Genomic DNA, 25,610 nt, shown 5'->3' on the forward strand with positions numbered 1-25,610 from the left:
CCAGCCGATCCGAGACTCGTCCAGGTGTCAACGTGGGTATCCGGCTGGGTGAGCGCGAAGGCGAAGGTCGGCGTCCCATAGGAGTATCCGACCCCATTTACCTGAGCGTCAGGGCGAGCCGCGTCGACTCGGCGGAGCGCAGACGCAAGACTCTCGCCGCCCGCTCGCGCGAGGTCGTTTGCGAAGACCTCCGGGCTACCGACCGCAGGAGCCTTGTACCCGACCCATGCCACGACCGCATGCTCACGGGTCGGATCGGCATTCTCTTGTGCTTGTTGGAGGTAATTCGAGGACCGTGCCCATCTCGGCAGTTCAGCGCTTGAAGAGCCCATGCCAGGCACCGCCCAGGTGACGTTATCGGCAGCATCCAGATCACCGATCGCCACCGCGGCGAGCGGAGGCCGATCGTCCGTCACGAGACCAGGAATCGCGACTCGCCGCCGCGAGGCCGTCCACGTTGAGGACTGAGGAGAGACCGCTCATACATGGGGTGGCGCACGATCCGCGCATGTATCCTAGTCGACGTACTCCTCGCCGATGATCTGGCTAAGGTCGCCCGGGACGCAGAGTGACGTGCCCGCGATCTGGTAGGTCCCTGGTCCGGTGGAGAAGCTGATGCCGTGCAGGTCGCCGCCGGTGGCGTATACGACTGGGTCTGGAGTCTGGTCGATGCGTACCGTCATGCCGAGTCCTTCCCAGTACTCGGCAACCGTCTGCGCGTTGGTGAGATGGTCGGCATCGGGTATCGGAGAGCTCTGTCGATAGCTCCAATCCACCTCGTCAGATTCACACGGGCCGACAGACGGCTCGCTCGACGATTTCCACCCGTCGTTTCCAAGGAGCGCGGCGGTGTCTTCGGTGATCCGTACGAGCGCGTCACGCGCTTCATCGGGTGTCATCTGCTCTCCCTGTGATGCGCAGCCCGTGAGTGCTACTGCCGCCACCACACCGAAGAAGAGGGCGAGTGTGGATTCCGCGTTAGTGCGCACGTTCTCTTCTCTCGATGTACTCACGATTTGGGGATCCCGGATAGTCGTCGGGACCGGGCGTGAGCTCATCCAGCTGGCCCGTGTCGCCAACGCGTCACGGCGTTGTCGGGTTGTCTCCGCTCACTCTGAGCCTTAGTCGACGTACTCTTCGTTGATGATCTTGTCCGCGTCACCGGGAACGCATATCGATGTGCCGGCGATGTTGTAGGTGTTCGGTCCTGCCCCGAAGCTTATGGCGGCAACGGGGCCACCCGAACCGAACACGACCGGGGATTTCTCGGTGTTGACCTGAACGGTGAGGCCCAGGCTCTCCCAGTAGTCCGCGACGATCTTTACGTCATCGAGTGGGACCGAGTCCGGCACGGGCGCGTACTCGGTGTAACCCCAATTCACCCCGTCTCGACACGATCCAACGGATGCGCCACCACGGCGCTTCCAGCCGGAAACGCCGAGCTGTGTCGCCGTGTCTTGAGTGATCTGAATCAGCGACGCACGTGCCTCGTCAGGCGTCATCTTCTCCTCCTGCGTGCAACCCGTCAGTGTGATCATGGCAAGGAACGCCGCCAGGAGGCTGAGGGATCTCTCGGGTCTCGCCACCTTGCAACACCGCCAGACGCATCTGTTCGAATTCGGTCGGCTCGTGTGTGATCGTCGCTGTGACGCGGCGGCATGCGGCGAGCGAAGCTTCTCCCCGGGGTTGCTTATCGCCATTGGTCTACGTCTCCCGAGACGCATCGTGTGGTCCCGGTCACGTCGTAGAGGCCGGGTCCCGTCGCAAGACTCAGCAAGCTGACCGGGCCTCTCGTTGCGTAAACCGAAGGCGGGGTCGGTGACGCCCGTAGGCGCCCGGCGCGGTCTGGAAACTGATGGCCATTACGGGACCGCATGAACCGAACCCGACCGAGGACTTCTCCGTGTTGATCCGAACAGTAATGCCGCGGCTTTCCCGATGATTCAGCCATGTCGGCGAGCATAACCAGAAGCGCATGCGTTGCGCGTCCGCCGAAAGGGGGACAACGAGCGGCATGACTCCGATGGGCGTACGCCTTCGACAGGACTGTGGGCGATCGCGGACGTAAGGATGCTCGGCGCCGTCGAATTTTCTCCGGCGAGGGAAAGGGCGGATGCCGCGGCACGCGCGTACTCTCGGTGCCGTGGAAGAGCCGAACCCCTGGAGTGAGCCGGAGCCCATCACCGAGGCCATCTGCATCCTCGGCTACGACTGAACCCTGCCCACCGCGATCCACGCGCACCTTGTCCGCGTGACCCCGCGGCGGAGGAGGCTCCGAGTAGGCTGAACCCTCGTGTCCTCTGCTGCGTCGCCCCGCTCCTCAGGAGGCAGCTCGGAAGGCAGTTCCGGAGGCGGTGCGGGTGGCGCCTCCGTCCCCGCGTGGGCGGCCCTCAGCGGTGCAGTGCTCGTTGGCATCCTCACCGCCCTGCAGGCGCGGATCAACGGGCAGCTCGGCCTGCGCCTGGGCGACGGTTTCGTCGCGGCCGCGATCTCGTTCGGATCGGGCCTCGTCGTCCTCGTCGTACTGACGATCCTGCTGCCCTCGGGACGGAGTGGATACCGCGCTCTCTTACGCGGCGTGCGAACGGGCACGATCCCGTTCTGGATGCTGTTGGGCGGCGCTGCCGGCGCGCTGACCGTCGCGACCCAAGGCCTCGCCGTCGCGGTCATCGGGGTCTCGCTCTTCACGGTCGGCGTCGTCGCGGGACAGACCTTGTCCGCCCTCCTCCTCGATCGCGTCGGGTTCGGCCCCGCCGGCGTGGTCGCGGTCACCATGCCGCGCGTCGTCGGGGGAGCGCTCGCGCTCGTCGCCGTCGCGATCTCGCTGCAGGGCGGCATCCTCGAGCGCGTGCCGTGGTGGATGCTCGTCCTCCCTGTCCTCGCCGGCATCGGCATCGCCTGGCAGCAGGCGACCAACGGGCGGCTCCGCCAGCGTGTGGGCACGCCGCTGACGGCGACCTTCGTGAACTTTCTCGGTGGGACGCTGATCCTCGTGACGGTCGCCGTGGTCCACGTCGCGATCGTCGGTCCGCCGAACGCGCTCCCCACCGAGGTCTGGCTGTACCTCGGCGGTGTGATCGGGGTGACCTACATTTTCTTGTCGGCCGCGCTGGTCGTGCACACTGGCGTGCTGCTGCTCGGACTCGGCGCGGTCGCGGGGCAGCTCGCGACGGCGTTCCTGCTCGACCTGTTCTGGCCTGCGGACGCGGGTCCCGGGTGGCAGACGGAACTGCTCATGGTGCTGGTGGCGGGTGCCGGTGTCGTCGTCGCGGCCGCGCCGTGGAAGAGGCGCAGTCAGCGCTGAGGTGGTGTCAGCCCTCGTCCTGCGCCTGCGCGGTCTGCGCATCGGCCTTCGCCCGCGCCTTCAGAGCCTTTGCGGCGGCCTTCGAAGCCTTCCGCGCGGCCTTCTTCGCCTTGCGTTCCGCCTTATCGGCCTTCGCAGCCCAGTCGGTCGGCTTCTTGTCGCCCTTCGCGCTCTTCTTCTTCTGTTTCTTGGCCGACGTCGCGGCCGGCTTCTGGCGCCAGTGGGCGAATTCATCCGGGGATGCCGTGATGCCCGGCATCCTGCTCACGTGCGACGGCGCGTCGACGGCCTTGCGGCGCGACGGGCGGTCGCGTTCGGGCTTTCCGCCCACGTAGAGCCAGCCGAGGAGCTCCTCGTTCGCGGCGAGTCCGTGGGCGCGCGCGACCGGCTCGGTGCGGGTGTAATGGCCGGTGCGCCAGATGACGCCCCATCCGGCCTCGTCGAGCAGCAGGCTGAGCGTGTGCGCGACACCCGAGGCGACCGCCTCCTGCTCCCAGCGCGGCACCTTCTCGCTGGGTTTGTAGCTCGCGACGATCGCGACCAGCAGCGGCGCGCGCAGCGGCTTCGTCGAGGGTTTGTCGTCGCCCTGCGCCTCGGCGATCGCGGCGCCGAGCACGCGCCGGTCATCGCCGCGCAGCTCGATGATGCGCCACGGGCGCAGCGACGAGTGATCGGCCACGCGTCCGGCGTCCGAGACCAGCGTCAGCAGCTCGGCGCGGGTCGGCGCGGCGTCGGTCACCTTCGACCACGACCGCCGCGCCCTCACCGCATCGAGCGCGGGGTGCGAGGCGTCGGCGCTCACGACTCGGGCGTGAACGACAGGGACAGTGAATTCATGCAGTAGCGGTCGCCGGTGGGCGTGCCGAAGCCGTCGGGGAAGACGTGCCCGAGGTGCGAGCCGCAGTTCGCGCAGCGCACCTCCGTGCGCACCATCCCGTGGCTGCGGTCCTCGATGAGCTCGACGGCCTCGGGGCGCACCGACTCGTAGAAGCTCGGCCACCCGCAGTGCGAGTCGAACTTCGTGCCGCTCGTGAAGAGCTCGGCGCCGCACGCCGCGCACGTGTAGAAGCCGGCACGACTCTCGTCGAGCAGTTCGCCCGTCCACGCCCGCTCGGTTCCCGCCTGCCGCAACACCGCGTACTGCTCGGGGCTGAGCTCCTGTCGCCACTGCTCGTCGGTCTTGTTCACCTGGTACGTCACGTCGCGTCCTCCCGTTCGCGGAAACTCTTCGCTCTATTCAACCGGAACGGGGGCGTCGGTGTTCCGGGTTCCTCATCACGCACCCGCGAGAATGGACGCATGGATACCGAAGCCCGCGCGGTCGCCGAACGTTTCGACCGCTTCGCGCGGGAGGAGGCTCCGGGACGCTCGGAGGTCTACGCCGCCTGGGCGCGTCTCGTCGCGGACGATCCGGAACTTCAGGCCGTGTTCGCGCGGATCCCCGCCCGTCACCGCCAGCCGCCGCTCGTGTTCGCGGTGACGCGTCTGCTCGGCCTGGGATCGGACGATGATGGGGCAGCGCAGGATGCCGCGCACTGGCGCGACGGGGTCCTCGCGCGAGCCGACACGGTCGTCGCCGAGTGCGCGCAGCGTTCGCTGCAGACCAACGAGCCGCAGCGCTGCGCCGCGCTCCTGCCGGCGCTGAGCCGCATCTCGGGCCCGATCGCGCTCCTCGAGATCGGCGCGAGCGCCGGCCTGTGTCTGTACCCCGACCGTTACTCGTACCGCTACCGCGCCCCCGGCGGTGTGGTGGCGCTCGATCCGCCCGACGGCGTGTCCGAGGTCGTCCTCGAATGCGCGGTGCGCGGTGACCGGATGCCGGAGGTCGCCCTTCCCGAGATCGTGTGGCGGGCGGGCATCGACCTCGCCCCACTCGACCCGCGCTCGCGGGACACCGACGCGTGGCTGACGGGGCTCGTCTGGCCGGGGGAGGAGGGCCGTGAGGAGCGCGTGCGCGCGGCGCTCGGCATCGCGGCATCCGACCCGCCCTTGCTCGTGGCAGGCGACGGCGCCGACCTCCTCGCGGACCTCGCCGCCCAGGCGCCGGCGGGGGCGACCCTGGTCGTGCAGACGCAGGGGGTCCTCGCGCACATCCCGTGGGCGGGCCGACACGCGCTGATCGACGCGGCGCGGCGCGCCGGGCGCTGGATCACGCTCGACGCGCCGACCCTCCACGAGGGGTGGTTCACCCCGGTCGATGTCGACGGGTGGCCGGGAGGGTTCGCCCTCGGCCTCGACGGTGAGGTGCTCGCCGCAGCCGACCCGCTCGGCGCGTGGATCGCCGTGCGTTGAAATGCGCGGCGTCGAGTGGCGGTCCCCGGCATCCCTCTCTTCCGCGCCTAGCCTGGACGCGTGCCTCTTTCCGACCGTGACCGTGCGCTCCTCGACTTCGAGGCGCGTTGGAACGGCCACGGCGCGGCCAAGGAGGAGGCGATCACGCGCGAGCTCGACCTCACCGTCCCGCGGTACTACCAGCTGCTGCAGAGGGCCGTCGATCAGCCGGATGCCGCCGCCTACGATGCCCTGCTCGTGCACCGCCTCCGCCGCCTGCACGACGCGAACGTACGCGCTCGCGCCGCGCGCGGCGCGGTTCGCACAGGAGCGGCCGGGTAGCATTCTCTGGTGCCCACCTCCTCGGTTCATCGGACCCCCCCGACGAAGGACCGCTTCGACGACCTGCCCGCCGACGACGGACGCGTCGGCGCGCACCGCGCCGAGAACCCGCGCATCCGCGGCGGCGTCGTGCTGCTGTGGTCGGCGATCGCGACGATGGTGATCGTGGGCGCCGGCATCTTCGGAAGCATGGTGAGCACGGGGAGCATCACGTTCTTCCCGACGCCCGAGCCGACCGTGCCCGCCGCCCAGCCGACGGCCGAGCCGGTGCTCGATACGACCTACAAGGTGACGGTCCTCAACGCGACAGGCCAGCGCGGTCTCGCCGGGCAGATGCGTGACACCCTGGTCGCCGCGGGGTGGAGCGCCGACGACGTGAACGCCGGTGAGGCATCCGAAGAGTTCGACACGACGACGGTCTTCTACACCTCGCCCGACGATGAAGGCCCCGCGCGCGGACTCGCGGAGGCCATCGGCGGTGCTCCGGTCGAGCTCAGCGAGGCGTACCAAGGCGTCTGGGGCGACGACTCGCCGCAGCTGGTCGTCGTCATCGGCGCCGATCGCGCGACCTCCGGATAGCCCGGCGAATGCACGGTGTTTCGCGCGTGTGAACTCTTCGATGCGCGCGTGTCAAAAGTCGTCGGAACGGGGATTTCGCCTCTTCCGCGCTGGTTAGCATGGCGACGTCCCACCGCAACATCAGGAGATTCGCATGGCAGGAACGACGCAGGGCACCGTCAAGTGGTTCAACGCCGAGAAGGGCTTCGGGTTCATCACCGTCGCCGACGGCCAGGACGTCTTCGTGCACTACTCCAACATCGACATGCCCGGCTTCCGGGTGCTGGAAGAGGGGCAGACGGTCGAGTTCACGGTCGGCGCCGGCCAGAAGGGCCCGCAGGCCGAATCGGTTCACGTCGTCGCGTGAGGTCGGCCTGATCGGCGACGATCGCCCCTGAGAGCTCGCCCTCCCGCCGCGCTCGTCGCGCGGCTTGCACTCGCCATGCCCGAGTGCCAGAATGAGTTAGCACTCCGTCATGCTGAGTGCTAAAGACTCATCCTCACGTCCGGGAGGGACGACACACTTATGTCAAAGATCATCGCTTTCGACGAGGAGGCCCGCCGCGGCCTCGAGCGCGGCCTGAACATCCTGGCCGACGCCGTCAAGGTGACCCTCGGCCCCCGCGGCCGCAACGTCGTGCTCGAGAAGAAGTGGGGCGCCCCCACGATCACGAACGACGGTGTCTCCATCGCCAAGGAGATCGAGCTCGAGGAGCCCTTCGAGAAGATCGGCGCCGAGCTCGTCAAGGAGGTCGCCAAGAAGACCGACGACGTCGCCGGTGACGGCACCACGACGGCCACCGTCCTCGCCCAGGCGCTCGTTCGCGAGGGTCTGCGCAACGTCGCGGCCGGCTCCGACCCCATCTCGCTGAAGAAGGGCATCGAGAAGGCCGTCAAGGCCATCTCCGACGAGCTCCTCTCCTCGGCCAAGGAGGTCGAGTCGAAGGAGGAGATCGCCGCCACGGCATCCATCTCCGCCGCCGACACCGAGATCGGCGAGCTCATCGCCGAGGCGATCGACAAGGTCGGCAAGGAGGGCGTGGTCACCGTCGAGGAGTCCAACACCTTCGGCACCGAGCTCGAGCTCACCGAGGGCATGCGCTTCGACAAGGGCTACCTGAACCCCTACTTCGTGACGGACCCGGAGCGCCAGGAGGCCGTCTTCGAGGACCCGTACATCCTCATCGCGAACCAGAAGATCTCGAACATCAAGGACCTTCTGCCGATCGTCGACAAGGTGATCCAGGACGGCAAGGAGCTCGTCATCATCGCCGAGGACGTCGAGGGCGAGGCTCTCGCGACCCTCGTGCTGAACAAGATCCGCGGCATCTTCAAGTCGGTCGCCGTCAAGGCTCCCGGCTTCGGCGACCGTCGCAAGGCTCAGCTCCAGGACATCGCCATCCTCACCGGCGGCCAGGTCATCACCGAAGAGGTCGGCCTCAAGCTCGAGAACGCGACGCTCGACCTCCTCGGCCGTGCGCGCAAGGTCATCGTCACCAAGGACGAGACCACGATCGTCGAGGGTGCGGGCGACCACGCGCAGATCGAGGGTCGCGTGACCCAGATCAAGCGCGAGATCGAGAACACCGACAGCGACTACGACCGCGAGAAGCTCCAGGAGCGTCTCGCCAAGCTCGCCGGCGGCGTCGCCGTCATCAAGGCGGGCGCGGCCACCGAGGTCGAGCTGAAGGAGCGTAAGCACCGCATCGAGGACGCCGTCCGCAACGCCAAGGCGGCCGTCGAGGAGGGCATCGTCCCCGGTGGTGGCGTCGCGCTCATCCAGGCCGGCAAGGCCGTCTTCGGCACGCTCGACCTGTCGGGCGACGAGGCGACCGGTGCGAACATCGTCAAGGTCGCCATCGAGGCTCCGCTCAAGCAGATCGCCCTCAACGCCGGTCTCGAGCCGGGCGTCGTGGCCAACAAGGTCGCCGAGCTCCCCGCGGGCCAGGGCCTGAACGCGGCCACGGGCGAGTACGTCGACATGTTCCAGGCGGGCATCATCGACCCGGCGAAGGTCACCCGTTCGGCGCTGCAGAACGCCGCGTCGATCGCGGGCCTGTTCCTCACCACCGAGGCCGTCGTCGCCGACAAGCCCGAGAAGGCCCCGCTGCCGGCCGGCGACCCGACCGGTGGCATGGACTTCTGACGCGAGTCGGAACCACGGATCGGTGTGATCCACGCAGAAAGGGCCCCTCTTCGGAGGGGCCCTTTCCCGTACCCGGGGAACAGGGGACATCGTGGAGACAGGTGATCTCGCGGAGACAGGACGCGAACGTGCTCAGGCATCCTGTGCTGGTGAGATCTCCTGTCTCCGTGACGTGGATGAGGTCGGCGGGATCAGCGGAACAGCCCGGCGGCGGTCGCCTCCGTCTGCAGGTACTGGTTGCCCGCGTTCGAGAGGGCGAGGCCGATCTCGCCGAGCGCCGACTCGAGGTCGCGCTGGGTCAGGCGCCACCGGTCGACGACCGACTGGAAGGCGATGGCGGCCGAGCCGGTCCACGAGCTCTGCAGCTGCGTGAGCTGACCGAGCATCGCGGCGGTCTCGCTCTGCAGCCGATCGGCCGTGTTGCGGATGGCACCGGTGGCGGTGAGGACGGCGTCGGAATCGACGGAGAACTGGGCCATGAGGGGCTCCTTTCGTTCGGATGCCGCCACGCTAGGCGCCGCGGACGGGCGGCGGGCGCCCGCACGCGCGATCGGTGGACAACTCCGCGAAACACCCGCCTGTGGAGGAGTCGATGACCGGATCAGAGCTCGTCGGGTCGCAGGCGCCGCAGCGGCTGCGTCTCGATGAGGAGGTGCTCTCGGGCATCTCGCCGGAGCGCCAGGGGGAACGCGACGCGGAACGTGGCGCCGCCGCCCGGGGTCTCGGTCACCTCGATCGAGCCGTGCAGCGCTTCGACGACCGACGCGACGATGGACAGACCCAACCCCGACCCACCCGTCTCGCGCGTCCGTGACGTATCGGCGCGCCAGAACCGCTGGAAGATCTTGTCGCGGATCTGCTCCGGGATGCCGTCGCCGTGGTCGATCACGGAGATCCAGCCCATCTCGGCGGCTTCGTCGACGCCTGTGGCGAGCTCGATCGGCGACCCGGCGGGCGTGTAGCGGCGGGCGTTGCCGAGGAGGTTCGCGACGACCTGGCGGATGCGGTTCTCATCTCCTAGCACGATCGGCTCGGGCTGCGGCGGGCCCGTCGGCGCCTTCGACCCTTGCGGCGGAGCGGCGACCTCGACCACCGCGGTCGTCGGCGCCGCATCGGGGCGGGGCCGACGACGGAGCAGGCGTGTCGCCCCGGCGAACCCACCGCGACGCACGGCCGCCGTGGTCGGAACCTCCGTGTCGCCGGCGTCGAGCGGCCGCGGCTCCGGCGCGGTGCTCTCGAGCGCCGTCACGGTGCGTTCGGGGTCGGTGGCTCGGGCATCCAGCGCGGCGTCGCGCGCGATCGGACGGAGGTCGACGTCGATGACGACGATGTCACGGCGCTCATCGAGGCGAGCGAGGGCGAGGAGGTCCTCGACGAGACCGCCCATGCGCACGGCCTCCTTCTCGATCCGCTCCATCGACTGCGCGGTCTGCTCCGGGCCTGCGATCGCACCCATGCGGTAGAGCTCCGCGTACCCGCGGACGGTCACGAGAGGGGTGCGCAGCTCGTGGCTCGCGTCGCCGATGAACCGGCGCATCTGTTGGACGGTCGCATCACGCTGCGCGAGGGCCTGGTCGATGCGGTCGAGCATGATGTTGATCGCCGTCTTCAGGCGCCCCACCTCGGTGCGCGGCGACATGTCCGTCATGCGCTGGCTGAAGTCGCCCGCGGCGATCGACATCGCGGTGTCTTCGACCTGGCCGAGGCTTCGGAAGGCGAGGGTGACGAGCCATCGGGTCGCGAGCGCGCCGCCGAGGATCGTGAGGAGGGCGAGCACCGTGTAGATGCCGACGAACGTCGCGACCGTCTGATTCACGGGCGTGAGCGGCAGAGCGAGCAGCTGCACGTTGGAGGTGCGCGTCCCGGGGATGTCGAGGATGTCGACGGCGGCGTGGAAGGTCGTCTTGCCGTCGGCGGAGTGCAGCTCGAAGATGTCGGTTCCCTGCATGATCGTCTTCTCGAGCGGGTAGGCGTCGGGGAAGACGGGCGCATCGCCCGCCGCCGAGCCGCCCGTCTGCAGCAGCGTGCCGTCGGCGGCGTAGACGGCGATCGAGAACGACGTGAGCGGCGGCGTCGAGGGGCGCGAGAACTGCGCGACGCCGTCGACGACCTCGACGGTGAGCAGGCTCGACGCCTGGTTCAAGGTCACGGCCTGCGCGATCGACACGTCGCGGTCGGTGATCTGCGCGTTCCGCAGGAACACAGCGCTGCCGATGCCGACCGCGACGAGACCGGCCGCGAGGACGGCGACCGTGACCCCGGTGACCTTCGCGCGCAGGCTGACCGATCGCCACCAGGCGGTGACGCGATCGCCTTTCTTGGCGTGTGCGGCGAGGACCGCGGCCACGGCGGACCTCCGTTCCGGAAGGGATCAGGCCGTCTTGCCGGCTTTCAGCATGTACCCGAAGCCGCGCTTGGTCTGGATGAGCGGCTCGGACGAGTACGGGTCGATCTTGCGGCGCAGGTACGAGATGTAGCTCTCCACGATGCCGGCGTCGCCATTGAAGTCGTACTCCCACACGTGGTCGAGGATCTGCGCCTTCGACAGCACCCGGTTCGGGTTCAGCATGAGGTAGCGCAGGAGTTTGAACTCGGTGGGGGAGAGGTCGATCGACACGTCGCCGACGGTGACGTCGTGCGTGTCCTGATCCATCGTCAGCTCGCCCGCCTTGATGGTCGACTCCTCGTCGGCCTGCATCGTGCGGCGGAGGATCGCCTGCAGGCGGGCCACGATCTCGTCGAGCGAGAAGGGCTTCGTGACGTAGTCGTCGCCGCCGGCGTTCAGGCCCTCGATCTTGTCCTCGGTCTCGTCCTTCGCGGTGAGGAAGAGGATCGGGGCGGTGTACCCGGCGCCGCGGAGGCGCTTGGTCACGCTGAACCCGTTCATGTCGGGGAGCATGACGTCCAGGATGATGAGGTCGGGCTCTTCCTCGAGGACGGCGGAGATCGTCTGGGCGCCGTTCGCGACGGCGCGCACCTGGTACCCCGCGAAACGGAGGCTCGTGACCAGCAGGTCACGGATGTTCGGTTCGTCGTCGACGACGAGGATGCGCGGTGCGGTCATATCCCCATACTGGCACCGGTTTCCTTCCATCCGCTGGATATCGGTGCAGGCCGTCGTGGCTGCGATCGGCGAAGATGGATGCCATGATGCCCCCCGCCTCCGCCCCGCCGTCCCCCGCTCCGGCGCCCCGCCCCGCCGACACGCTCCCCGCGGACGCCGTCGTGGGCGGGCTCGCATTCCACCGGCTGCTGTTCGCCCGGCAGCGCCGCGGGTGGTGGACACCGCTCGCCGTCGCGGGTATCGGTGTCGTGCTCTACGGCATCCTCATGGTCGTCACCGTCATCGTGATCATCGCCGTCGCCTCGTCCGACCCGACCGTGCTCGATCGCCTGCTCGCGCTCTCGGAGAACCCGACGATCGACGTCCGCGACCCGTTCGTGCTCGCGCTGACACTCGGCACGATCGTGATGATGCTGCCTTGCTACGTGATCGCCTCGCGCATCGTCAACGGCAAGCGCCTGGGCCTCATCTCGTCGGCGGCGGGTCGCCTGCGCTGGGGGTGGATGATGCGGTGCGTGCTCGTCGCGCTCGCGCTCTATGGGGTGTTCGTGGCGATCTCGTTCCTCCTCCCTTCGGAAAGCGGTGCGGATGCCGCCGTTTCCGCCCCTCCGACATCGGTGTGGGTGACCTCGCTCGTGCTGATCCTCGTGCTCGTGCCGGTGCAGTCGGCGACGGAGGAGTACGTGTTCCGCGGGTACCTCATGCAGTCGATCGGGCGGTGGCTGCGGCATCCCGCGTGGGCGATCCTGCTGCCGGTGCCGCTGTTCGTCCTCGGGCACCTGTACGACGTGCTCGGCCAGATCAACGTGGGGGTCTTCGCGATCGCTGCGGGATGGCTGTCGTGGCGCACCGGCGGGCTCGAAGCGGCGATCGCGTTGCACGTCGTGAACAACCTGACCGGTTTCCTCGTCTCCCTCGTCGCAGGCACCGACCCCGCGGCGAGCGAGACGGGTCTGTTCAGCTTCGTGACCTCGCTGCTGCTGATGGGAGGGTTCGTCGCGATCGTCGAGTGGATGATCCGACGGAAGCCCCTGCCGCGGACGCTCGTGCTGACGCCTCCGGCGCCTCCGGCACCGCCCGTCGGTGCGGTCTGGACCCCACCGGTCTGGCCCGAGCCCGACCCCGCGACGCGCGCGTAGCCGCACCTGCGATTCAGGCGGCTGCGATCCCCTCAGCGTCGAGGATCGTGTAGCTGTAGCCCTGCTCGGCGAGGAAGCGCTGACGGTTCTGTGCGAAGTCCTGATCCACCGTGTCGCGCGCGATGAGCGTGTAGAAGCTCGCGGTGTGCCCGCTCTTCTTGGGGCGCAGGAGTCGCCCGAGACGCTGCGCCTCCTCCTGCCGCGACCCGAACGAGCCGGACACCTGGATCGCGACGGAGGCTTCGGGGAGGTCGATCGAGAAGTTCGCGACCTTCGAGACGACGAGGACGGGGATGCGCCCCTCGCGGAACGCGCCGTACAGCTCCTCGCGCTCATCGACGGGGGTCGCGCCGGTGATCTGCGGGGCGTCCAGCGCCTCGGAGAGCACGTCGATCTGGTCGAGGTACTGGCCGATCACGAGGATCTGCTCACCCGTGTGCCGAGCCACGAGGTCTTTCACGACGCCGATCTTCGCGTGCGCCGTCGCGGCGAGCCGGTAGCGGTCGTCGTCGGCGGCGGCCGCGTACTCCATGCGGTCGCCTTCGGGAAGGTCGACCCGCACCTCGTAGCAGACGGCGGGGGAGATGAAGCCCTGCGCCTCGATCTCCTTCCAGGGCGCGTCGAAGCGCTTGGGGCCGATGAGGCTGAAGACATCGCCCTCGCGTCCGTCTTCGCGCACGAGCGTGGCGGTGAGGCCGAGGCGGCGGCGCGCCTGGAGGTCGGCAGTGAGCTTGAAGACGGGGGCGGGGAGGAGGTGCACCTCGTCGTAGACGATGAGACCCCAGTCGAGCGCGTCGAGGAGGGCGAGGTGGGCGTACTCGGCCTTCCGCTTCGCCGTGAGGATCTGGTAGGTCGCGATCGTGACCGGCTTGACCTCTTTGACCTGTCCGGAGTACTCGCCGATCTCCTCGGGGGTGAGGGACGTGCGCTTGAGGAGCTCGTCGCGCCACTGCCGCGCGCTCACGGTGTTCGTCACGAGGATCAGCGTCGTCGTCTTCGTGTCGGCCATCGCGGCCGCTCCCACGAGCGTCTTCCCGGCGCCGCAGGGGAGCACGACGACGCCCGACCCGCCCTCGCTGAAGATGTCCACGGCCTTCCGCTGGTACGGGCGGAGGGTCCAGCCGTCCTCGGCGAGGTCGATCTCGTGGGGTGTGCCGGGCGTGTAGCCCGCGTGGTCCTCGGCGGGCCAGCCGACCTTCAGGAGCTCCTGCTTGATGTGGCCGCGCGCCCAGGCATCCACCGTGAACACCCCGGGTGCGGGATGGCCGGTCAGCAGCGGCTGGATGCGCTTGTTCTTCGCGACCTCGGCGAGGACTGCGGTGTCGGTTGCGCGCAGGACGAGCGTGCCCTCGTCGTCGCGCTCGATGACGAGGCGCCCGTAGCGGTTCACGGTCTCGCGGATGTCGAGAGAGACGGATGCCGGAACGGGAAAGCGCGACCAGCGGTCGAGGGTCTCGAGCATGTCGTCGGCGGTATGTCCCGCCGCCCGGGCGTTCCAGAGCCCCAGACGCGTGATGCGGTACGTGTGGATGTGCTCGGGGGCGCGCTCGAGTTCGGCGAAGATCGCGAGCTCGTGTCGGGCGCTCTCGGCGTCGGGGTGCGCGACTTCGAGCAGCACGGTCCGGTCGCTTTGCACGATGAGGGGTCCGTCAGCCATAGCGTTCGATTCTACCGGCGGTCGGGCGGCGCGGGCGCGGCGCGCCGGGACCGCGAGCGCGCGAGACCGCGCGGATCGCGGGAAAGCGCGGGGGAGAGTTCGGGACGCTCAGGCCCGCGCGACGCGCGTGATCGACGACACCGGAAGCGTCCGCTCGACGTCGACGTTCCGGTCCAGTCCGCGCAGGCGCCCACCGCCGAGACCCGTCGCCTCGATCGTGAACTCCCGCTCGGTGCCGTCGGGCAGGCGCACCGCGACGACGAGGGTCGCGCGGGCGCGTACGGCCTGCTCGAGCTCCCGGCCGAGCCACGCGGCATCCGCATCGCCCGACTGCGCGGCGCGCAGGCGTGCGAGCAGATCGGCGTACACGTCGATGGGGTCGGGCGCGGGTTCGGGAGGCGTGCCGAGGCGGTGCCGGTCGAGCGTGCGGTGCTCGCCGTCGGCGTCGACCGCGATGACGGGGTAGCGAGCGTCGGCGATCATCCAGAACGCGGTGTCGGGGCTCGAGCGGGTGATCAGCGCCTCTCCGTCGGGGATGAGGCCGAGCGGCCGGAGCGCCTGGTCGACGGCGATCGTCCGCAGGAGCGCGGGGTCATCGCTCGTGACCCGGGTGCGCGCCTCCCCGTCCGGCCCGACGCGCAGCGCGCCGTGCCGACTCGCCGAGCGGTCGATCTCGTACGCGAGCGGCTGCGGCAGCCCCGTGAGGGAGAGTTCGGTCAGGAACGCGCGGAGCGACTCGGCGCTCTCGCCGGCGGTGAGCGCGTCGGCAAGCGTCTCAGCGGTGAATCGATACGAGGATGCCTGGGCGCGCGACTCGCGCCGCGCCATCGACCGCAGGCGCACGTCGAGGTGAGGTGCGAGCGATCCCGGCGCGATCGCGGTGAGGTCGTTCTGCAGGAACACCTTGTCGACCTCGGGCGGGAGGAGCGCGATCAGCGCGTCGAGGTCGAGGTCGCCGCCGCTCGCCGACGGCGCCGACCACGCGGTCGGGGTGCCCGCGGGGCCGGTGATCGCCCACCGGCGCAGGAGCGCCGCGAGCGCGTCGGCCTGGGCGGGCCAGGACGGGTCGTAGGGGTAGGCGCCGGTCCATTCCGTCGGAGGCATCCATCCGCCCGCGCGGCCGCGCACGCCCGAGGGGAGGGCGTCGAGCAGGCGCGTCGCCACCTCGGCCCAGCGTGAGAGCGTACCGGTGCGCAGCCATTCGACGCCGGCAGGCGTCACGAGGAGCGTGCGCCCGTCCGCCGACAGCAGGCCTGCCCGTTCGGCGATGTCGACGATCTCATCGGCCGCGTCGGCGTCGGGGACGGCACCCGCCTCGATGAGGCGGCGCCTGTCGGCGGCGCCGAGGCTCCCCGCGCCGATGCGCGACAGCGGTGCGGCGAGGGTCTCGTGGAGGACGTCGGCGAGGGCGCTGACCGCTGCGAACGCGCGTTCCGCCGCGGCCGCATCCGGGTCGGCGGGCGGGCGCTCGGGCGATGCGGGCGGGACGACGCGGGGAGTCTGCGCGAGGGCGTCGGCCACGGCATCCCACACCGCACCGGCGTCGTCGACGAGCGCGAGCTCGTGCAGGCGCTCGCGCTCGGGACCCGCGGGGAGGGCGCCGGTGCCGACCGCCGCCTCGAGCGCGGCGACCTCGTCGGCCGTCAGGGTCGTGAGAGCACGTCCTATCGAGGCCGCGTCGAGCAGCTGCTCGGCCGCGTCGAAGGCGTCGGCCCACGACGCGGAGGGTGAGACGCGGCGGGCGGCGAACAGGCGCGCGAGGGCCGCATCGTCCCGCGTCGCGAGATCGTTCGCGAGGGTGCGGGCGTCGGTGGCGGCCACGGTCAGCGGCCCTTGCCGACCCGCGCCTTCCGGATGAAGGTCATGATGAGCACCGCCAGCAGGAGCAGGAACGCGACGATCGGTGCGATGTAGACGATCGTCCCGACGGCGGGCCAGACGCCCGAGCCGAAGTCGGCGCCCGCCTGCGTGCCGATGATGATCGCGAAGAAGCACACGATCGACAGCGCGAGCAGCCCCAGCGACATGAACGCGAGGATGCGGTCGATCCGCCGGACCGGGAGGTCTTCGGACGGAGCCGGTGTGCGGGGCGAGGAGGGCGACATCGGCACCAGCCTACTGCGTCGAGTCGCCCGCCGTCGCCGCCTCGGGCGGGGGTGGTGCCGTAGTCTGGTGCGGGGGCGATCCGTCCCCGGTCACGACAGCGCCCGCGCACCGCGGGCACGATCAGCGAGGTTCCAGATGCCCACCGGCAAGGTCAGGTTCTACGACGACGAGAAGGGGTTCGGCTTCATCACCACCGATGACGGCCAGGACGTCTTCCTGCACGCCTCGGCCCTCCCCGCGGGGACGGTCGTGAAGACCGGCACGCGACTGGAGTTCGGCGTCGCCGATGGCAAGCGCGGACTTCAGGCGCTCTCGGTGCGCGTGCTCGATGCGCCCGTCACCCTCGCCAAGCGCAACCGTCCCAAGCCCGACGACATGGCCGTCATCATCGAAGACGTCGTGAAGCTCCTCGACAAGGTCGGGGGCGACCTCCGCCGCGGGCACTACCCGAGCGGCGCCCAGGGCGCGAAGGTCGCGGCGATCCTGCGCAAGGTGGCCGATGACCTCGACGCCTGACGTACCCGACGCCGACGCACGCCTCGTCGCCGCGCACGACCTCGCGCTGGCTGCGCTGCACGAGATCACCCCGGCATTCACCGTCGGCACCGCCTCGGGCTACACGGTCGAGGATGACGGGGTCGTGTCCCTGCGGTTCTCCAACACGATGGAGGGCTACCCGGGCTGGTTCTGGACCGTCTCGGTCGCCGTCGTCGATGACGCCGAGCCGACGGTGCTCGAGGCCGAGCTGCTGCCCGGCCAGGGCGCGCTGCTCGCGCCGGAATGGATCCCGTGGGCCGTGCGCCTCGCGGAGTACCAGGCCGCGCAGGCGGCGCTCGCCGCCGAGGCGGGCGACGGTGATGACCTCGACGACCTGGGCGGTCGTGACGCAGCGGACGGCGAGGATGCCGAGGACGACGTCGACGACGCGGACCTCGACGATCTCGAGGATCTCGACGCGGCCGATTTCGATGACGACGGCTCGCCGATCCTGCACGCCGGGGACGTCGACGGCGTCGACATCGACGAACTCGACGAGTCCGGCGACGACGACGAGGATGAGGACGAGTCTGAGGCTGACGAGGACGACGAATCCGAGGCTGACGAGGACGACGACGAGTCTGAGGACGATCCGGCCGAACGCTGACCGGCACCCACCGCGCCTGCGCCCGACCGGACCGTGTCGTGGTCAGCCGGTGACGGTGAACCGCACCGCCTGAAGCACCTCGTCGCGCGACGACGGGCCGATCAGCAGGTCGAAGTCACCCGGCTCCACGACGCGCTCGCCTCGTGCGTCGACGATCGAGCAGTCGCGGACGGGAACCATGATCTCGACGATGCGCTCCTCGCCGGGGGCGAGTTCGACGTGGGCGTAGGCCTTGAGCTCCTTGTCGGCCCAGCTGGCGGAGGTCACAGCATCGCGGACGTACGCCTGCACGACCTCGTGCGCTCGCCGGCTTCCGGTGTTGCGCACGGCGACCCGAGCACGCACGGTGTCGGCCGCCGTGAGGAGGGGAACCTCGATCTCGGGTTCGCCGTAGACGACGGTCGAGTACGACAGTCCCTCGCCGAACGCGTGCGGCGGACGCTGCGTCAGGTCGGCGTACCGGTCACCGTGCTGACCACGGATCTGGTTGTAGTACGTGGGCTGCTGACCCGCGTGGAGGGTGAACGAGATCGGGAGACGGCCCCGAGGCTCGATCTGCCCGAGCAGCAGCTCTGCGATCGCTCGTCCCCCCTGCATGCCGGGGTTCGCGACCCACACCAGTGACGCGTCGGCGACCGCGGGCGGCAGGACGAGCGGCTTCGAGGCGAGTAGGACCACGACGAGGGGCGTGCCGGTCGCGGCGAGCGCCTCGAGCAGCGCGCGCTGCCCGCCGATGAGTTCGAGGGTCGCGGTCGACCGTCCCTCGCCGACGAGCTCGATGCGGTCGCCGACGACGGCGACGACGACATCGGCATCCCGCGCCGCAGCGACCGCATCGGCGATCTGCGCGTCGTCGGGCTCGGCGGGAACGACGATCTTCGGCCGAGGCTGTCCGTCGGGGAAGAGCGCACCCGCGGGGTCGTCGACGAGGTGGAGGATGTCGGCGCCCGCGCGGTGGGTGACCGTCCAGTCGGCGGCTGCGAGCTCGCGGAGCCCGTCGAGCACGGTCGTGATCTGCGCGCGCGGTTGTCCGTCGGGCAGCCAGTCGACCTGTCCCGACGATCCCGCCCAGTCTCCGAGCTGCGTCTGCGCGTCGTCGGCGAGGGGGCCGACGACGGCGATCCGCCGCGGCGCCGACGCGGGCGCGAGAGGCAGGGTCCCGTCGTTGCGCAGCAGCACGAGGGAGCGCCTCGTGATCTCGAGGTTGAGGGCCGTGTGCTCCGGCGCGGCGACGACCTGCGAGATGCGAGCCATGTCCGGCATCCGCGGGTTCTCGAACAGACCCAGCTCGAACTTGAGCGTCAGGATTCGGGCGACGGCACGGTCGATGTCGGCTTCGTCGAGCATGCCGTCCTCGACCGCTTTCAGCGCGCCCTCGTAGAAGCCGGGCGTCGTCATGACGACGTCGTTGCCGGCCCGCACCGCGGCTGCCGCCGCGTGGGCGTAGTCGGGCTGCACCCGCTGTTCCCACACCATCCGACCGACGTTGTCCCAGTCGGTCACGAGCGCGCCGGTGTAGCCCCACTCGCCCCGCAGGACGTCGCTCAGGAGCCAGTCGTTGACGGTGATCGGGACGCCGTCGGTCGTCTGATAGCCGAGCATGAAGGTCGCGCACCCGGCGCGGGCGACGCGCTCGAACGGCGGCAGGAACCAGGACCTCAGCTTGCGGCGCGAGATGTCGGCCTCCGTGGCATCCCGCCCGCCCTGCGTCTCCGAATAGCCGGCGAAGTGCTTCGCGGTTGCGAGGATCGCCGTCTCGTCGGCCAGACCCTCGCCCTGATAGCCGCGTACCATCGCGGCGGCGAGCTCGCCGATGAGGAACGGGTCTTCCCCGAACGTCTCGTCCACGCGTCCCCAGCGGAGGTCCCGCGCGATGCAGAGCACGGGCGAGAAGGTCCAGTGGATGCCGGTGGCCGCCACTTCGATCGCGGTCGCGCGCGCGACCCGTTCGACGAGCTCCGGATCCCACGAGGCGGCCATGCCGAGCTGGGTGGGATAGATCGTCGCGCCCTCCCAGAACGAGTGCCCGTGGATGCAGTCCTCGCCGACGATCAGCGGGATGCGCAACCGCGTCCGGGCGGTGAGCTCGGCGGCGCGCAGCACCTTTTCGGGAGAGGTGTGCAGGATGGAACCGGCGTGACGTTCGAACACGATCTCGGTGAGGTCCTCGCGCGCGTCGGACTGCATCATCTGGCCGACCTTCTCGGGCAGCGTCATGCGTCCGAGCAGGTCGGCGACGCGCTGGGCGACGGGGAGCGTCGCGTCGAGATAGGGCTCGGTGCCCTTTGACGTGGTGCTCTGTGCGGCGGTGGTGGCCTGTGTGGTGGTGGCCTGTGCGGTGGTGGTGGGCTGTGCGGTGGTGGTCACGAAACGGATTCCTTGTCGGGGCGGGGAGAGACGGCGGAGCGGGCACGGACCGCGGTGACGGTCGACGTGGTGCTGAGCCCCTTCTTTCGGAGTGCGCGGGCCCGCTCGCCGGCGGAGCGCAGGCGCGGGTTGACGTACTCGTCGATGCCGAAGTTGATGAGGGAGAGGGCGACGCCGATCGCGGCGATGCACAGCCCCGGGGGCAGGTACCACCACCACTGGTTCTGCTGGAACGCGCCCTGCGCGGAGGCCCAGTTCAGGATGGTCCCCCAGTTGTAGGTGTTGACTGGGATGACGCCGATGTACGACAGGGTCGTGAGCCCGAGGATCGCCGCGGTGACGGTGCCCACGAAGCTTGCCGCGATGAGCGCCATGAGGTTCGGGAGCATCTCCACCGTGATGATGCGGCGGAGCGGTTCGCCGTTCGCCTTCGCAGCCTGGACGAAGTCGCGATTGCGCAGCGACATCGTCTGGGCGCGCAGCACGCGTGCGCCCCACGCCCACCCGACCAGCCCCAGGACGGCGGCGATCGCCCACAGCGGCGGGTCCTCGAAGATCGAGGCGACGATGATGATGAGCGGGATGCCGGGGATGACGAGGAACACGTTCGTCAGGGCCGAGAGGGACTCGCTCTTCCAGCCGCTCAGGTACCCCGAGATGACGCCGACGGTGATGGCGATGACCGTTGCGATCGCGGCGGCCAGGAAGCCGACCACGATGACGCCGCGGGTCCCGTGGATGACCTGGCTCAGAACGTCTTCGCCGATGTGGGTCGTGCCGAGCCAGTGCTCGGGCGAGGGCGGCTGGAATCGCGCCGCGTTGTTCACCTCGGTGGGGGAGTAGGGCGCGAGCACATCGGCGAAGATCGCGACGAAGACGAACACGGCGAGGATGACGAGTCCTGTGATCGACTTGCCGTTGCGGAACATCGCGAACGCCTCGCCCATGCGGGCACCGAAGCTCTTCGTGGTCGCCGGCGGGGGAGTCGTGTCCGCCTCGGTGACGGTCGCGGTCGGGGGCACGGTCATGGCTCAGACCTCCGTCTGACGGGTACGCGGGTCGAGGAACGCGTAGGCGATGTCGGCGAGGATGTTCGCGACGAGCACCGACACGGTGATGACGAGGAAGACGCCCTGCATGAGCGCGTAGTCCTTCGCATTGGTGGCATCGAGCAGCAGCTTCCCGACTCCGGGGTAGCTGAAGACCATCTCCATGACGATCGTGCCGCCGACGATGAAACCGATCGACAGGGCGAAGTTCTGGATCTGAGGGAGGACGGCGTTGCGGGCCGCGTACGCCCACAGCACGCGACGCTCCGGCATGCCCTTGGCCTGCGCCACCATGATGTAGTCCTCGTCGAGCACGGTCAGCATCATGTTGCGCATGCCGAGCATCCATCCGCCGAGTGAGGCGATCACGATGGTGACGGCGGGGAGCGTGCCGTGCAGGATGACCGAGCCGATGAACTCCCAAGACCACTCGGGAGACATGCCCACGCCGTACGCCTTGCCGATCGGGAACCACCTCAGGTTGACCGCGAACGCGGCGATCGCGAGCATGCCGAGCCAGAAGTAGGGGATCGTGCTGAGGAAGGTCGTGATCGGGATGAACACGTCGGCACGGCTGCCGCGGCGCCACCCGATGAGCGCGCCGCCGACCGTTCCGATCGCGAACGACAGGATCGTTGCGATCCCGACCAGTCCGATCGTCCACGGCAGCGCCTGCGCGATCACCTCGGTGACCGGCCGGAGTCCGCGCAGGAGCGAGACGCCGAGGTCGCCGCGCACCAGGTGTGCCCAGTAGTCGACGTACTGTTGCCAGAGCGAGGCATCGGTGTCGAGCCCCAGCATCGCGCGCAGGGCGTCGGCCGCCTCGGGGCTCACGTTCTTGTTGCGGGAGAGGTAGGCGGTGACGGCATCGCCCTTCATCATCCGGGGGAGGAAGAAGTTGATGGTGATGGCCGCCCACAGGGTGAACAGGTAGAACAGCGCCCGGCTGCCGAGGAACCGCCAGGGAACGCGCGTGCGTCCCTTCGCCGCTCTCGTCGCTGTCGTGCCGACCTCGAGCGCGTCGGCGGCGTCGGGATTCTCGGCGCTTTCGAGGAGGGGTGTCTCCATGGTGCTCATCGGGTGCCTCCGGAGTCGTGGGTCGCCGCGGCGGCGAAGTGCTTCTCGGGGTCGGGGGATGCGGCGCGAAGCTCGCGTGTGTAGGCGTGCTGCGGGTTCAGGATGACGTCGTCGGCAGGCCCCTGCTCGACGATGCGGCCCTGGTTCAGGACGATGATCTCGTCGCTGAAGTGGCGCGCCGTGGCGAGGTCGTGTGTGATGTAGAGCACCCCGAGCCCCTCTTCGCGCTGCAGATCGGCGAGGAGGTTGAGGACGCCGAGACGGATGGAGACGTCGAGCATCGAGACCGGCTCGTCGGCGACGAGCAGTCGCGGGCGCGATGCGAGGGCGCGGGCGATCGCGACGCGCTGGCGCTGGCCGCCCGACAGCTCGTGGGGACGGCGGTCGGTCACGGCATCCGGGCTCAGCCGCACCCGCTCCAGCAATCGGCGCACCTCTGTCTCGACCTCCTTCGACGGGACCACGTCGTCGAGGCGCAGCGGCCGCTCGATGTGGTAGCGGATCGAGTGATACGGGTTGAGCGAGGCGAACGGGTCCTGAAACACCATGCGCAGCTGCTGACGGTAGCGGCGGAGGCTGCGGCCGCGCCGGGGGATGGGGGACCCGTCGAGGAGGATCTCGCCGCTCGTGGGGCGTTCGAGCTGCGTCAGGATCTTCGCGATCGTCGACTTGCCGCTGCCGGACTGCCCGACGAGCCCGATCGTCTGCCCGGAGCGCAGGGTGAACGAGACGTCGTCGAGCGCCTTCATCTGGCCCGCTCCGCGGACGTTGTAGGTCTTGGTGATGTGGGAGAACTCCAGCACGGTCATCGCGCCACCACTCCTCTCTCGCCGGTGAGGCGCGGGAACGAAGAGAGCAGCGTCTTCGTGTAGTCGTTCTGCGGATCCGTCCAGATGTGCTCGGCGGTGTCGAGCTCGACGATTTCGCCTTCGCGCATGATGGCGATGCGGTCGCTGATCTCGAGGAGCAGGGGCAGATCGTGGGTGATGAAGATCACCGAGAAGCCGAACTCATGGCGCAGCTGGGAGATCTGACGGAGGATCTCCCGCTGCACGAGAACGTCGAGCGCCGTGGTCGGCTCATCCATGACCATGAGCTGGGGCCGCAGCGCGAGTGCCATGGCGATCATGACGCGCTGGCGCATTCCGCCGGAGAGTTCGTGCGGGTAGGATCGGGCGCGCTCCGCACCGACCTTGACGATCTCGAGAAGCTCGGCGATCTCGGTGCGACGCTGCTTGGACGTCATCTCCGGGCGGTGCACGATGAAGACGTCTTCGAGCTGGTCGCCGATGGGAGCGACCGGGTTGAGCGCGTTCATCGCCCCTTGGAACACCATCGAGATCTTGTCCCAGCGGAAGCGCCGCATCTGCTCGACGTCGAGCCCGTTGATGTCGACGTTCTCTCCCGAGGCGTCGTGGAAGACGACCGAGCCGCTTTCGATGACGGCGGGGGCCTTGAGCAGGCGCTGGATGCCGTAGGCGAGGGTGGTCTTCCCGCAGCCGGATTCCCCGGCGAGACCGAGGATCTCGCCGCGGCGCAGTTCGAGGGTGACGTTCTTGACGGCTTCGACAGGGGGATCGACGTCGTATACGACGGAGAAGTCTCTGATCGACAGGAGGTGTTCAGGCATGTGGGTGCGTGCTTTCGTGATGATCGCCGTGCTGCGGGGGCGGGCGGCCGCCCGCCCCCGCAGTCCGATCAGTTGGCCGGCTTCAGCTTCGTGAGAACCTGGACGATCCCCGGCTGGGTCGGGTCACCCGAGGTGTACTGGTCGTCCTCCGACGGCCAGCCCACGTAGTTGCGCGTGTTGAACTCGCCCAGCAGCGGGTGCGCGCCGAGCGGGATGGCCGGGACGTTCTCGACGAACGCCTTCTCCATCACGGCGAGGGCGCCCTGGCGCTCATCGTCCGACGAGGCGTTCGCGTAGGTGTTCAGCGCTTCTGTCACCGCCGGGTCGTCGAACCGACCGAAGTTGAACTGCGCCTTGCCGTCGACGATCCACTTCGGGTCCATCGTGGAGGTGTACAGGCCGTACGCGTTGCCGGTGTCCTCCAGCCAGTGGATGATCATGTCGAACGTGCCCTCTTGGCGGGCGGCGTCCCAGCCGCCCCAGTCGGGCTGGTCGATCTTGACTTCGATGCCGAGGCCCTTGTCGAGCTCTTCGGCCAGCAGCGACTGCTCGGTGTTCCAGTCGCTCCAGCCGGCGGGAACCGACACGGAGAATGTCACGACCTCGCCGTCGGGGTCGACGAGCTTGTCCGAGCCGTTCCACGTGTAGCCCGCGTCGGTGAGGATCTGCTTCGCCTTGTCGATGTCGACCTTGTACTCCTTGCCCTGGTAGTCGGGCAGGATCTCCTTGTCGAGGATCTCGCCGAGACCCGTCGGGCTCCAGATCGCCTGGCTCGCGCCTTCGCGGGCGATGTCCACATACGCCTGGCGGTCGATCGTCCACGCGAGCGCCTCGCGCAGCGCGACGTTGTTGAACGGCTTCTTCTGCAGGTTCATGAAAAGCGTCGCTGCACCCGCGGTCGGCGACACCAGGAACTGGTTGTGCTCGTCGGCGGCGAGGAAGCTCTTATCGATCTGCGGGATGAACGCCTGCGCCCAGTCGGCCTCGCCCGAGACGAGGGCGGTCGTCAGTGCGGCGTTGTCACCGTAGGAGACGTAGTGCAGCTCGGGGACGGCGAGGTCGCCGCCCCAGTAGTCGTCGTTGGCGGTGAGAGTGACCGACTCGGTCGACCAGTTGCTCAGGACGTACGGGCCCGTGCCCACCGCGGTGCCCTCGGCCGTGAGGGGGTCGGTGTTCGGATCGGAGATGTCCTTCCAGATGTGCTCGGGCACGATCGGGAAGTGCAGCACGCGGGCCTGCGCGGTGTACTTCGAGCTGTCGAACTCGATCGTGACGGTGTCGCCGTCGACGGTCACGTCCTTCAGGCCGAACGCGTTCGTGTCGTTGAGCTTGCCGTCGAGCACCTGGTTGAACGAGAACGCGATGTCCTCGGCGGTGAAGTCCTCGCCGTCGCTCCACGTCACGCCGTCGCGGGCGACCGCGGTCAGCTGGGTGTAGTCGTCGTTCCACTCCACCGACTTGGCCAGCCACGGCGTCGTGCCGAGATCGCCCGTCGGATTGACGAGTGCGAGCGACTCGAAGATGACCTTCGCGTAGCCGTACTTCGAGGCGGACGAGTCGCCGAGATAGGGATTGTTCGACTCCGTGGTGATCGCGCCGTCGGGCTTGGCGATCGTGAGCGCTGCGCCCGAGCCGGACGCACCGCCCTCGGAACTGCCGCTGCCTGCGCATCCGGTCAGGGCGAGGGCCGCGACCAGACCGACGGCAGCGAGGGAGGTTCTGAGCCTCATTGCTTCTCCTTCGTTGTGGACTCTCA

Annotated in this window: 26 protein-coding genes; 9 read left to right on the top strand and 17 right to left on the bottom strand. The window is 69.2% G+C overall.

The window, feature by feature from the left end:
* From AC3ENQ_RS13090 to AC3ENQ_RS13100, 3 genes are all read right to left on the bottom strand, one after another.
* A partial coding sequence (locus AC3ENQ_RS13090; RefSeq protein WP_431805183.1) for an alpha/beta hydrolase occupies nucleotides 1-416 on the bottom strand: 416 nt, incomplete at its 3' end.
* A 99-nt stretch (nucleotides 417-515) separates the two neighbouring features.
* Nucleotides 516-989 carry a hypothetical protein gene (locus tag AC3ENQ_RS13095; protein WP_431805184.1) on the bottom strand — a complete coding sequence of 158 codons (474 nt, stop codon included), beginning with the start codon at nucleotides 987-989 and terminating at the stop codon, nucleotides 516-518.
* A gap of 132 nt (nucleotides 990-1,121) precedes the next feature.
* The gene (locus AC3ENQ_RS13100; protein WP_431805185.1) at nucleotides 1,122-1,502 is read right to left on the bottom strand and encodes a hypothetical protein; all 381 of its coding nucleotides are present in this window, start codon (nucleotides 1,500-1,502) and stop codon (nucleotides 1,122-1,124) included.
* Between the two features lie 899 nt (nucleotides 1,503-2,401).
* Between AC3ENQ_RS13100 and AC3ENQ_RS13105 the strand changes: the two genes are divergently transcribed.
* Nucleotides 2,402-3,304, top strand: coding sequence for a DMT family transporter (locus tag AC3ENQ_RS13105; RefSeq protein ID WP_431805186.1), 903 nt, complete (start codon nucleotides 2,402-2,404; stop codon nucleotides 3,302-3,304).
* A gap of 7 nt (nucleotides 3,305-3,311) precedes the next feature.
* Here AC3ENQ_RS13105 and AC3ENQ_RS13110 read toward each other — a convergent pair whose 3' ends face one another.
* Both AC3ENQ_RS13110 and msrB read right to left on the bottom strand, forming a co-directional pair.
* Complete coding sequence (locus AC3ENQ_RS13110) at nucleotides 3,312-4,106, bottom strand: nitroreductase family protein (RefSeq protein WP_431805187.1); 795 nt, start codon at nucleotides 4,104-4,106, stop codon at nucleotides 3,312-3,314.
* Nucleotides 4,103-4,504: a peptide-methionine (R)-S-oxide reductase MsrB gene (gene msrB, locus AC3ENQ_RS13115; RefSeq protein WP_431805188.1), complete on the bottom strand. Its 402-nt coding sequence runs from the start codon at nucleotides 4,502-4,504 to the stop codon at nucleotides 4,103-4,105. Before msrB ends, AC3ENQ_RS13110 begins: the two co-directional genes overlap by 4 nt.
* A gap of 99 nt (nucleotides 4,505-4,603) precedes the next feature.
* Between msrB and AC3ENQ_RS13120 the strand changes: the two genes are divergently transcribed.
* The 5 genes from AC3ENQ_RS13120 to groL all read left to right on the top strand — a co-directional run bounded on the left by AC3ENQ_RS13120 (nucleotide 4,604) and on the right by groL (nucleotide 8,621).
* Nucleotides 4,604-5,596, top strand: coding sequence for a DUF2332 domain-containing protein (locus AC3ENQ_RS13120; RefSeq protein ID WP_431805189.1), 993 nt, complete (start codon nucleotides 4,604-4,606; stop codon nucleotides 5,594-5,596).
* A gap of 60 nt (nucleotides 5,597-5,656) precedes the next feature.
* Nucleotides 5,657-5,917 (top strand): DUF3263 domain-containing protein, encoded by a 261-nt coding sequence (locus AC3ENQ_RS13125; protein ID WP_431805190.1) that lies wholly within the window; start codon nucleotides 5,657-5,659, stop codon nucleotides 5,915-5,917.
* Between the two features lie 9 nt (nucleotides 5,918-5,926).
* A complete protein-coding gene (locus tag AC3ENQ_RS13130) occupies nucleotides 5,927-6,496 on the top strand; it encodes a LytR C-terminal domain-containing protein (protein WP_431805191.1) in 570 nt (189 codons plus the stop codon).
* A gap of 133 nt (nucleotides 6,497-6,629) precedes the next feature.
* A complete protein-coding gene (locus AC3ENQ_RS13135) occupies nucleotides 6,630-6,842 on the top strand; it encodes a cold-shock protein (RefSeq protein WP_431805192.1) in 213 nt (70 codons plus the stop codon).
* 159 nt (nucleotides 6,843-7,001) lie between these two features.
* Nucleotides 7,002-8,621, top strand: a complete 1,620-nt coding sequence (gene groL, locus AC3ENQ_RS13140) for a chaperonin GroEL (protein WP_431805193.1) — start codon at nucleotides 7,002-7,004, stop codon at nucleotides 8,619-8,621.
* 191 nt (nucleotides 8,622-8,812) lie between these two features.
* On the opposite strand, the gene AC3ENQ_RS13145 is transcribed toward groL, so the two are convergent.
* The 3 genes from AC3ENQ_RS13145 to AC3ENQ_RS13155 all read right to left on the bottom strand — a co-directional run bounded on the left by AC3ENQ_RS13145 (nucleotide 8,813) and on the right by AC3ENQ_RS13155 (nucleotide 11,685).
* Nucleotides 8,813-9,100 carry a WXG100 family type VII secretion target gene (locus AC3ENQ_RS13145; RefSeq protein ID WP_431805194.1) on the bottom strand — a complete coding sequence of 96 codons (288 nt, stop codon included), beginning with the start codon at nucleotides 9,098-9,100 and terminating at the stop codon, nucleotides 8,813-8,815.
* A 122-nt stretch (nucleotides 9,101-9,222) separates the two neighbouring features.
* Nucleotides 9,223-10,968 (bottom strand): sensor histidine kinase, encoded by a 1,746-nt coding sequence (locus AC3ENQ_RS13150; RefSeq protein WP_431805195.1) that lies wholly within the window; start codon nucleotides 10,966-10,968, stop codon nucleotides 9,223-9,225.
* 24 nt (nucleotides 10,969-10,992) lie between these two features.
* Nucleotides 10,993-11,685 (bottom strand): response regulator transcription factor, encoded by a 693-nt coding sequence (locus AC3ENQ_RS13155; protein ID WP_431805196.1) that lies wholly within the window; start codon nucleotides 11,683-11,685, stop codon nucleotides 10,993-10,995.
* Between the two features lie 83 nt (nucleotides 11,686-11,768).
* Between AC3ENQ_RS13155 and AC3ENQ_RS13160 the strand changes: the two genes are divergently transcribed.
* Entirely contained in the window at nucleotides 11,769-12,824 is a 1,056-nt protein-coding gene (locus AC3ENQ_RS13160) for a CPBP family intramembrane glutamic endopeptidase (protein WP_431805197.1), read from the top strand.
* Nucleotides 12,825-12,837: 13 nt separating this feature from the next.
* On the opposite strand, the gene AC3ENQ_RS13165 is transcribed toward AC3ENQ_RS13160, so the two are convergent.
* The 3 genes from AC3ENQ_RS13165 to AC3ENQ_RS13175 all read right to left on the bottom strand — a co-directional run bounded on the left by AC3ENQ_RS13165 (nucleotide 12,838) and on the right by AC3ENQ_RS13175 (nucleotide 16,586).
* Entirely contained in the window at nucleotides 12,838-14,481 is a 1,644-nt protein-coding gene (locus AC3ENQ_RS13165; protein WP_431805198.1) for a DNA repair helicase XPB, read from the bottom strand.
* Between the two features lie 108 nt (nucleotides 14,482-14,589).
* Nucleotides 14,590-16,302: a helicase-associated domain-containing protein gene (locus AC3ENQ_RS13170; RefSeq protein WP_431805199.1), complete on the bottom strand. Its 1,713-nt coding sequence runs from the start codon at nucleotides 16,300-16,302 to the stop codon at nucleotides 14,590-14,592.
* A gap of 2 nt (nucleotides 16,303-16,304) precedes the next feature.
* Entirely contained in the window at nucleotides 16,305-16,586 is a 282-nt protein-coding gene (locus AC3ENQ_RS13175) for a multidrug ABC transporter ATPase (RefSeq protein ID WP_431805200.1), read from the bottom strand.
* A 136-nt stretch (nucleotides 16,587-16,722) separates the two neighbouring features.
* Between AC3ENQ_RS13175 and AC3ENQ_RS13180 the strand changes: the two genes are divergently transcribed.
* Both AC3ENQ_RS13180 and AC3ENQ_RS13185 read left to right on the top strand, forming a co-directional pair.
* Nucleotides 16,723-17,103, top strand: a complete 381-nt coding sequence (locus AC3ENQ_RS13180; RefSeq protein ID WP_431805201.1) for a cold-shock protein — start codon at nucleotides 16,723-16,725, stop codon at nucleotides 17,101-17,103.
* Nucleotides 17,087-17,731 (top strand): DUF3027 domain-containing protein, encoded by a 645-nt coding sequence (locus AC3ENQ_RS13185; RefSeq protein ID WP_431805202.1) that lies wholly within the window; start codon nucleotides 17,087-17,089, stop codon nucleotides 17,729-17,731. The genes AC3ENQ_RS13180 and AC3ENQ_RS13185 overlap by 17 nt, the downstream gene beginning before the upstream one ends.
* Nucleotides 17,732-17,773: 42 nt before the next feature.
* On the opposite strand, the gene AC3ENQ_RS13190 is transcribed toward AC3ENQ_RS13185, so the two are convergent.
* From AC3ENQ_RS13190 to AC3ENQ_RS13215, 6 genes are all read right to left on the bottom strand, one after another.
* A complete protein-coding gene (locus tag AC3ENQ_RS13190) occupies nucleotides 17,774-20,098 on the bottom strand; it encodes an exo-beta-d-1,3/1,6-glucosidase (RefSeq protein ID WP_488185863.1) in 2,325 nt (774 codons plus the stop codon).
* Nucleotides 20,095-21,126, bottom strand: coding sequence for an ABC transporter permease (locus AC3ENQ_RS13195; protein WP_431805203.1), 1,032 nt, complete (start codon nucleotides 21,124-21,126; stop codon nucleotides 20,095-20,097). The genes AC3ENQ_RS13190 and AC3ENQ_RS13195 overlap by 4 nt, the downstream gene beginning before the upstream one ends.
* Nucleotides 21,127-21,129: 3 nt before the next feature.
* Nucleotides 21,130-22,224, bottom strand: coding sequence for an ABC transporter permease (locus AC3ENQ_RS13200; RefSeq protein ID WP_431805204.1), 1,095 nt, complete (start codon nucleotides 22,222-22,224; stop codon nucleotides 21,130-21,132).
* Nucleotides 22,221-23,033: an ABC transporter ATP-binding protein gene (locus AC3ENQ_RS13205; protein ID WP_431805205.1), complete on the bottom strand. Its 813-nt coding sequence runs from the start codon at nucleotides 23,031-23,033 to the stop codon at nucleotides 22,221-22,223. The genes AC3ENQ_RS13200 and AC3ENQ_RS13205 overlap by 4 nt, the downstream gene beginning before the upstream one ends.
* The gene (locus tag AC3ENQ_RS13210; protein ID WP_431805206.1) at nucleotides 23,030-23,854 is read right to left on the bottom strand and encodes an ABC transporter ATP-binding protein; all 825 of its coding nucleotides are present in this window, start codon (nucleotides 23,852-23,854) and stop codon (nucleotides 23,030-23,032) included. The genes AC3ENQ_RS13205 and AC3ENQ_RS13210 overlap by 4 nt, the downstream gene beginning before the upstream one ends.
* 68 nt (nucleotides 23,855-23,922) lie before the next feature.
* Nucleotides 23,923-25,584: an ABC transporter substrate-binding protein gene (locus tag AC3ENQ_RS13215; RefSeq protein ID WP_431805207.1), complete on the bottom strand. Its 1,662-nt coding sequence runs from the start codon at nucleotides 25,582-25,584 to the stop codon at nucleotides 23,923-23,925.
* Between the last annotated feature and the right edge of the window lie 26 nt (nucleotides 25,585-25,610).

The organism is Microbacterium sp. bgisy203 (assembly GCF_057706945.1).

Coding starts and splice junctions, on each gene's coding strand:
- AC3ENQ_RS13160 (WP_431805197.1), top strand. CDS start 11,769: ATGATGCCCCCCGCCTCCGCCCCGCCGTCCCCCGCTCCGGCGCCCCGC.
- AC3ENQ_RS13155 (WP_431805196.1), bottom strand. CDS start 11,685: ATGACCGCACCGCGCATCCTCGTCGTCGACGACGAACCGAACATCCGT.
- AC3ENQ_RS13175 (WP_431805200.1), bottom strand. CDS start 16,586: ATGTCGCCCTCCTCGCCCCGCACACCGGCTCCGTCCGAAGACCTCCCG.
- AC3ENQ_RS13205 (WP_431805205.1), bottom strand. CDS start 23,033: ATGACCGTGCTGGAGTTCTCCCACATCACCAAGACCTACAACGTCCGC.
- groL (WP_431805193.1), top strand. CDS start 7,002: ATGTCAAAGATCATCGCTTTCGACGAGGAGGCCCGCCGCGGCCTCGAG.
- AC3ENQ_RS13135 (WP_431805192.1), top strand. CDS start 6,630: ATGGCAGGAACGACGCAGGGCACCGTCAAGTGGTTCAACGCCGAGAAG.
- AC3ENQ_RS13185 (WP_431805202.1), top strand. CDS start 17,087: ATGACCTCGACGCCTGACGTACCCGACGCCGACGCACGCCTCGTCGCC.
- AC3ENQ_RS13215 (WP_431805207.1), bottom strand. CDS start 25,584: ATGAGGCTCAGAACCTCCCTCGCTGCCGTCGGTCTGGTCGCGGCCCTC.
- AC3ENQ_RS13180 (WP_431805201.1), top strand. CDS start 16,723: ATGCCCACCGGCAAGGTCAGGTTCTACGACGACGAGAAGGGGTTCGGC.
- AC3ENQ_RS13200 (WP_431805204.1), bottom strand. CDS start 22,224: ATGAGCACCATGGAGACACCCCTCCTCGAAAGCGCCGAGAATCCCGAC.
- AC3ENQ_RS13145 (WP_431805194.1), bottom strand. CDS start 9,100: ATGGCCCAGTTCTCCGTCGATTCCGACGCCGTCCTCACCGCCACCGGT.
- AC3ENQ_RS13120 (WP_431805189.1), top strand. CDS start 4,604: ATGGATACCGAAGCCCGCGCGGTCGCCGAACGTTTCGACCGCTTCGCG.
- AC3ENQ_RS13100 (WP_431805185.1), bottom strand. CDS start 1,502: ATGACGCCTGACGAGGCACGTGCGTCGCTGATTCAGATCACTCAAGAC.
- AC3ENQ_RS13210 (WP_431805206.1), bottom strand. CDS start 23,854: ATGCCTGAACACCTCCTGTCGATCAGAGACTTCTCCGTCGTATACGAC.
- AC3ENQ_RS13195 (WP_431805203.1), bottom strand. CDS start 21,126: ATGACCGTGCCCCCGACCGCGACCGTCACCGAGGCGGACACGACTCCC.
- AC3ENQ_RS13165 (WP_431805198.1), bottom strand. CDS start 14,481: ATGGCTGACGGACCCCTCATCGTGCAAAGCGACCGGACCGTGCTGCTC.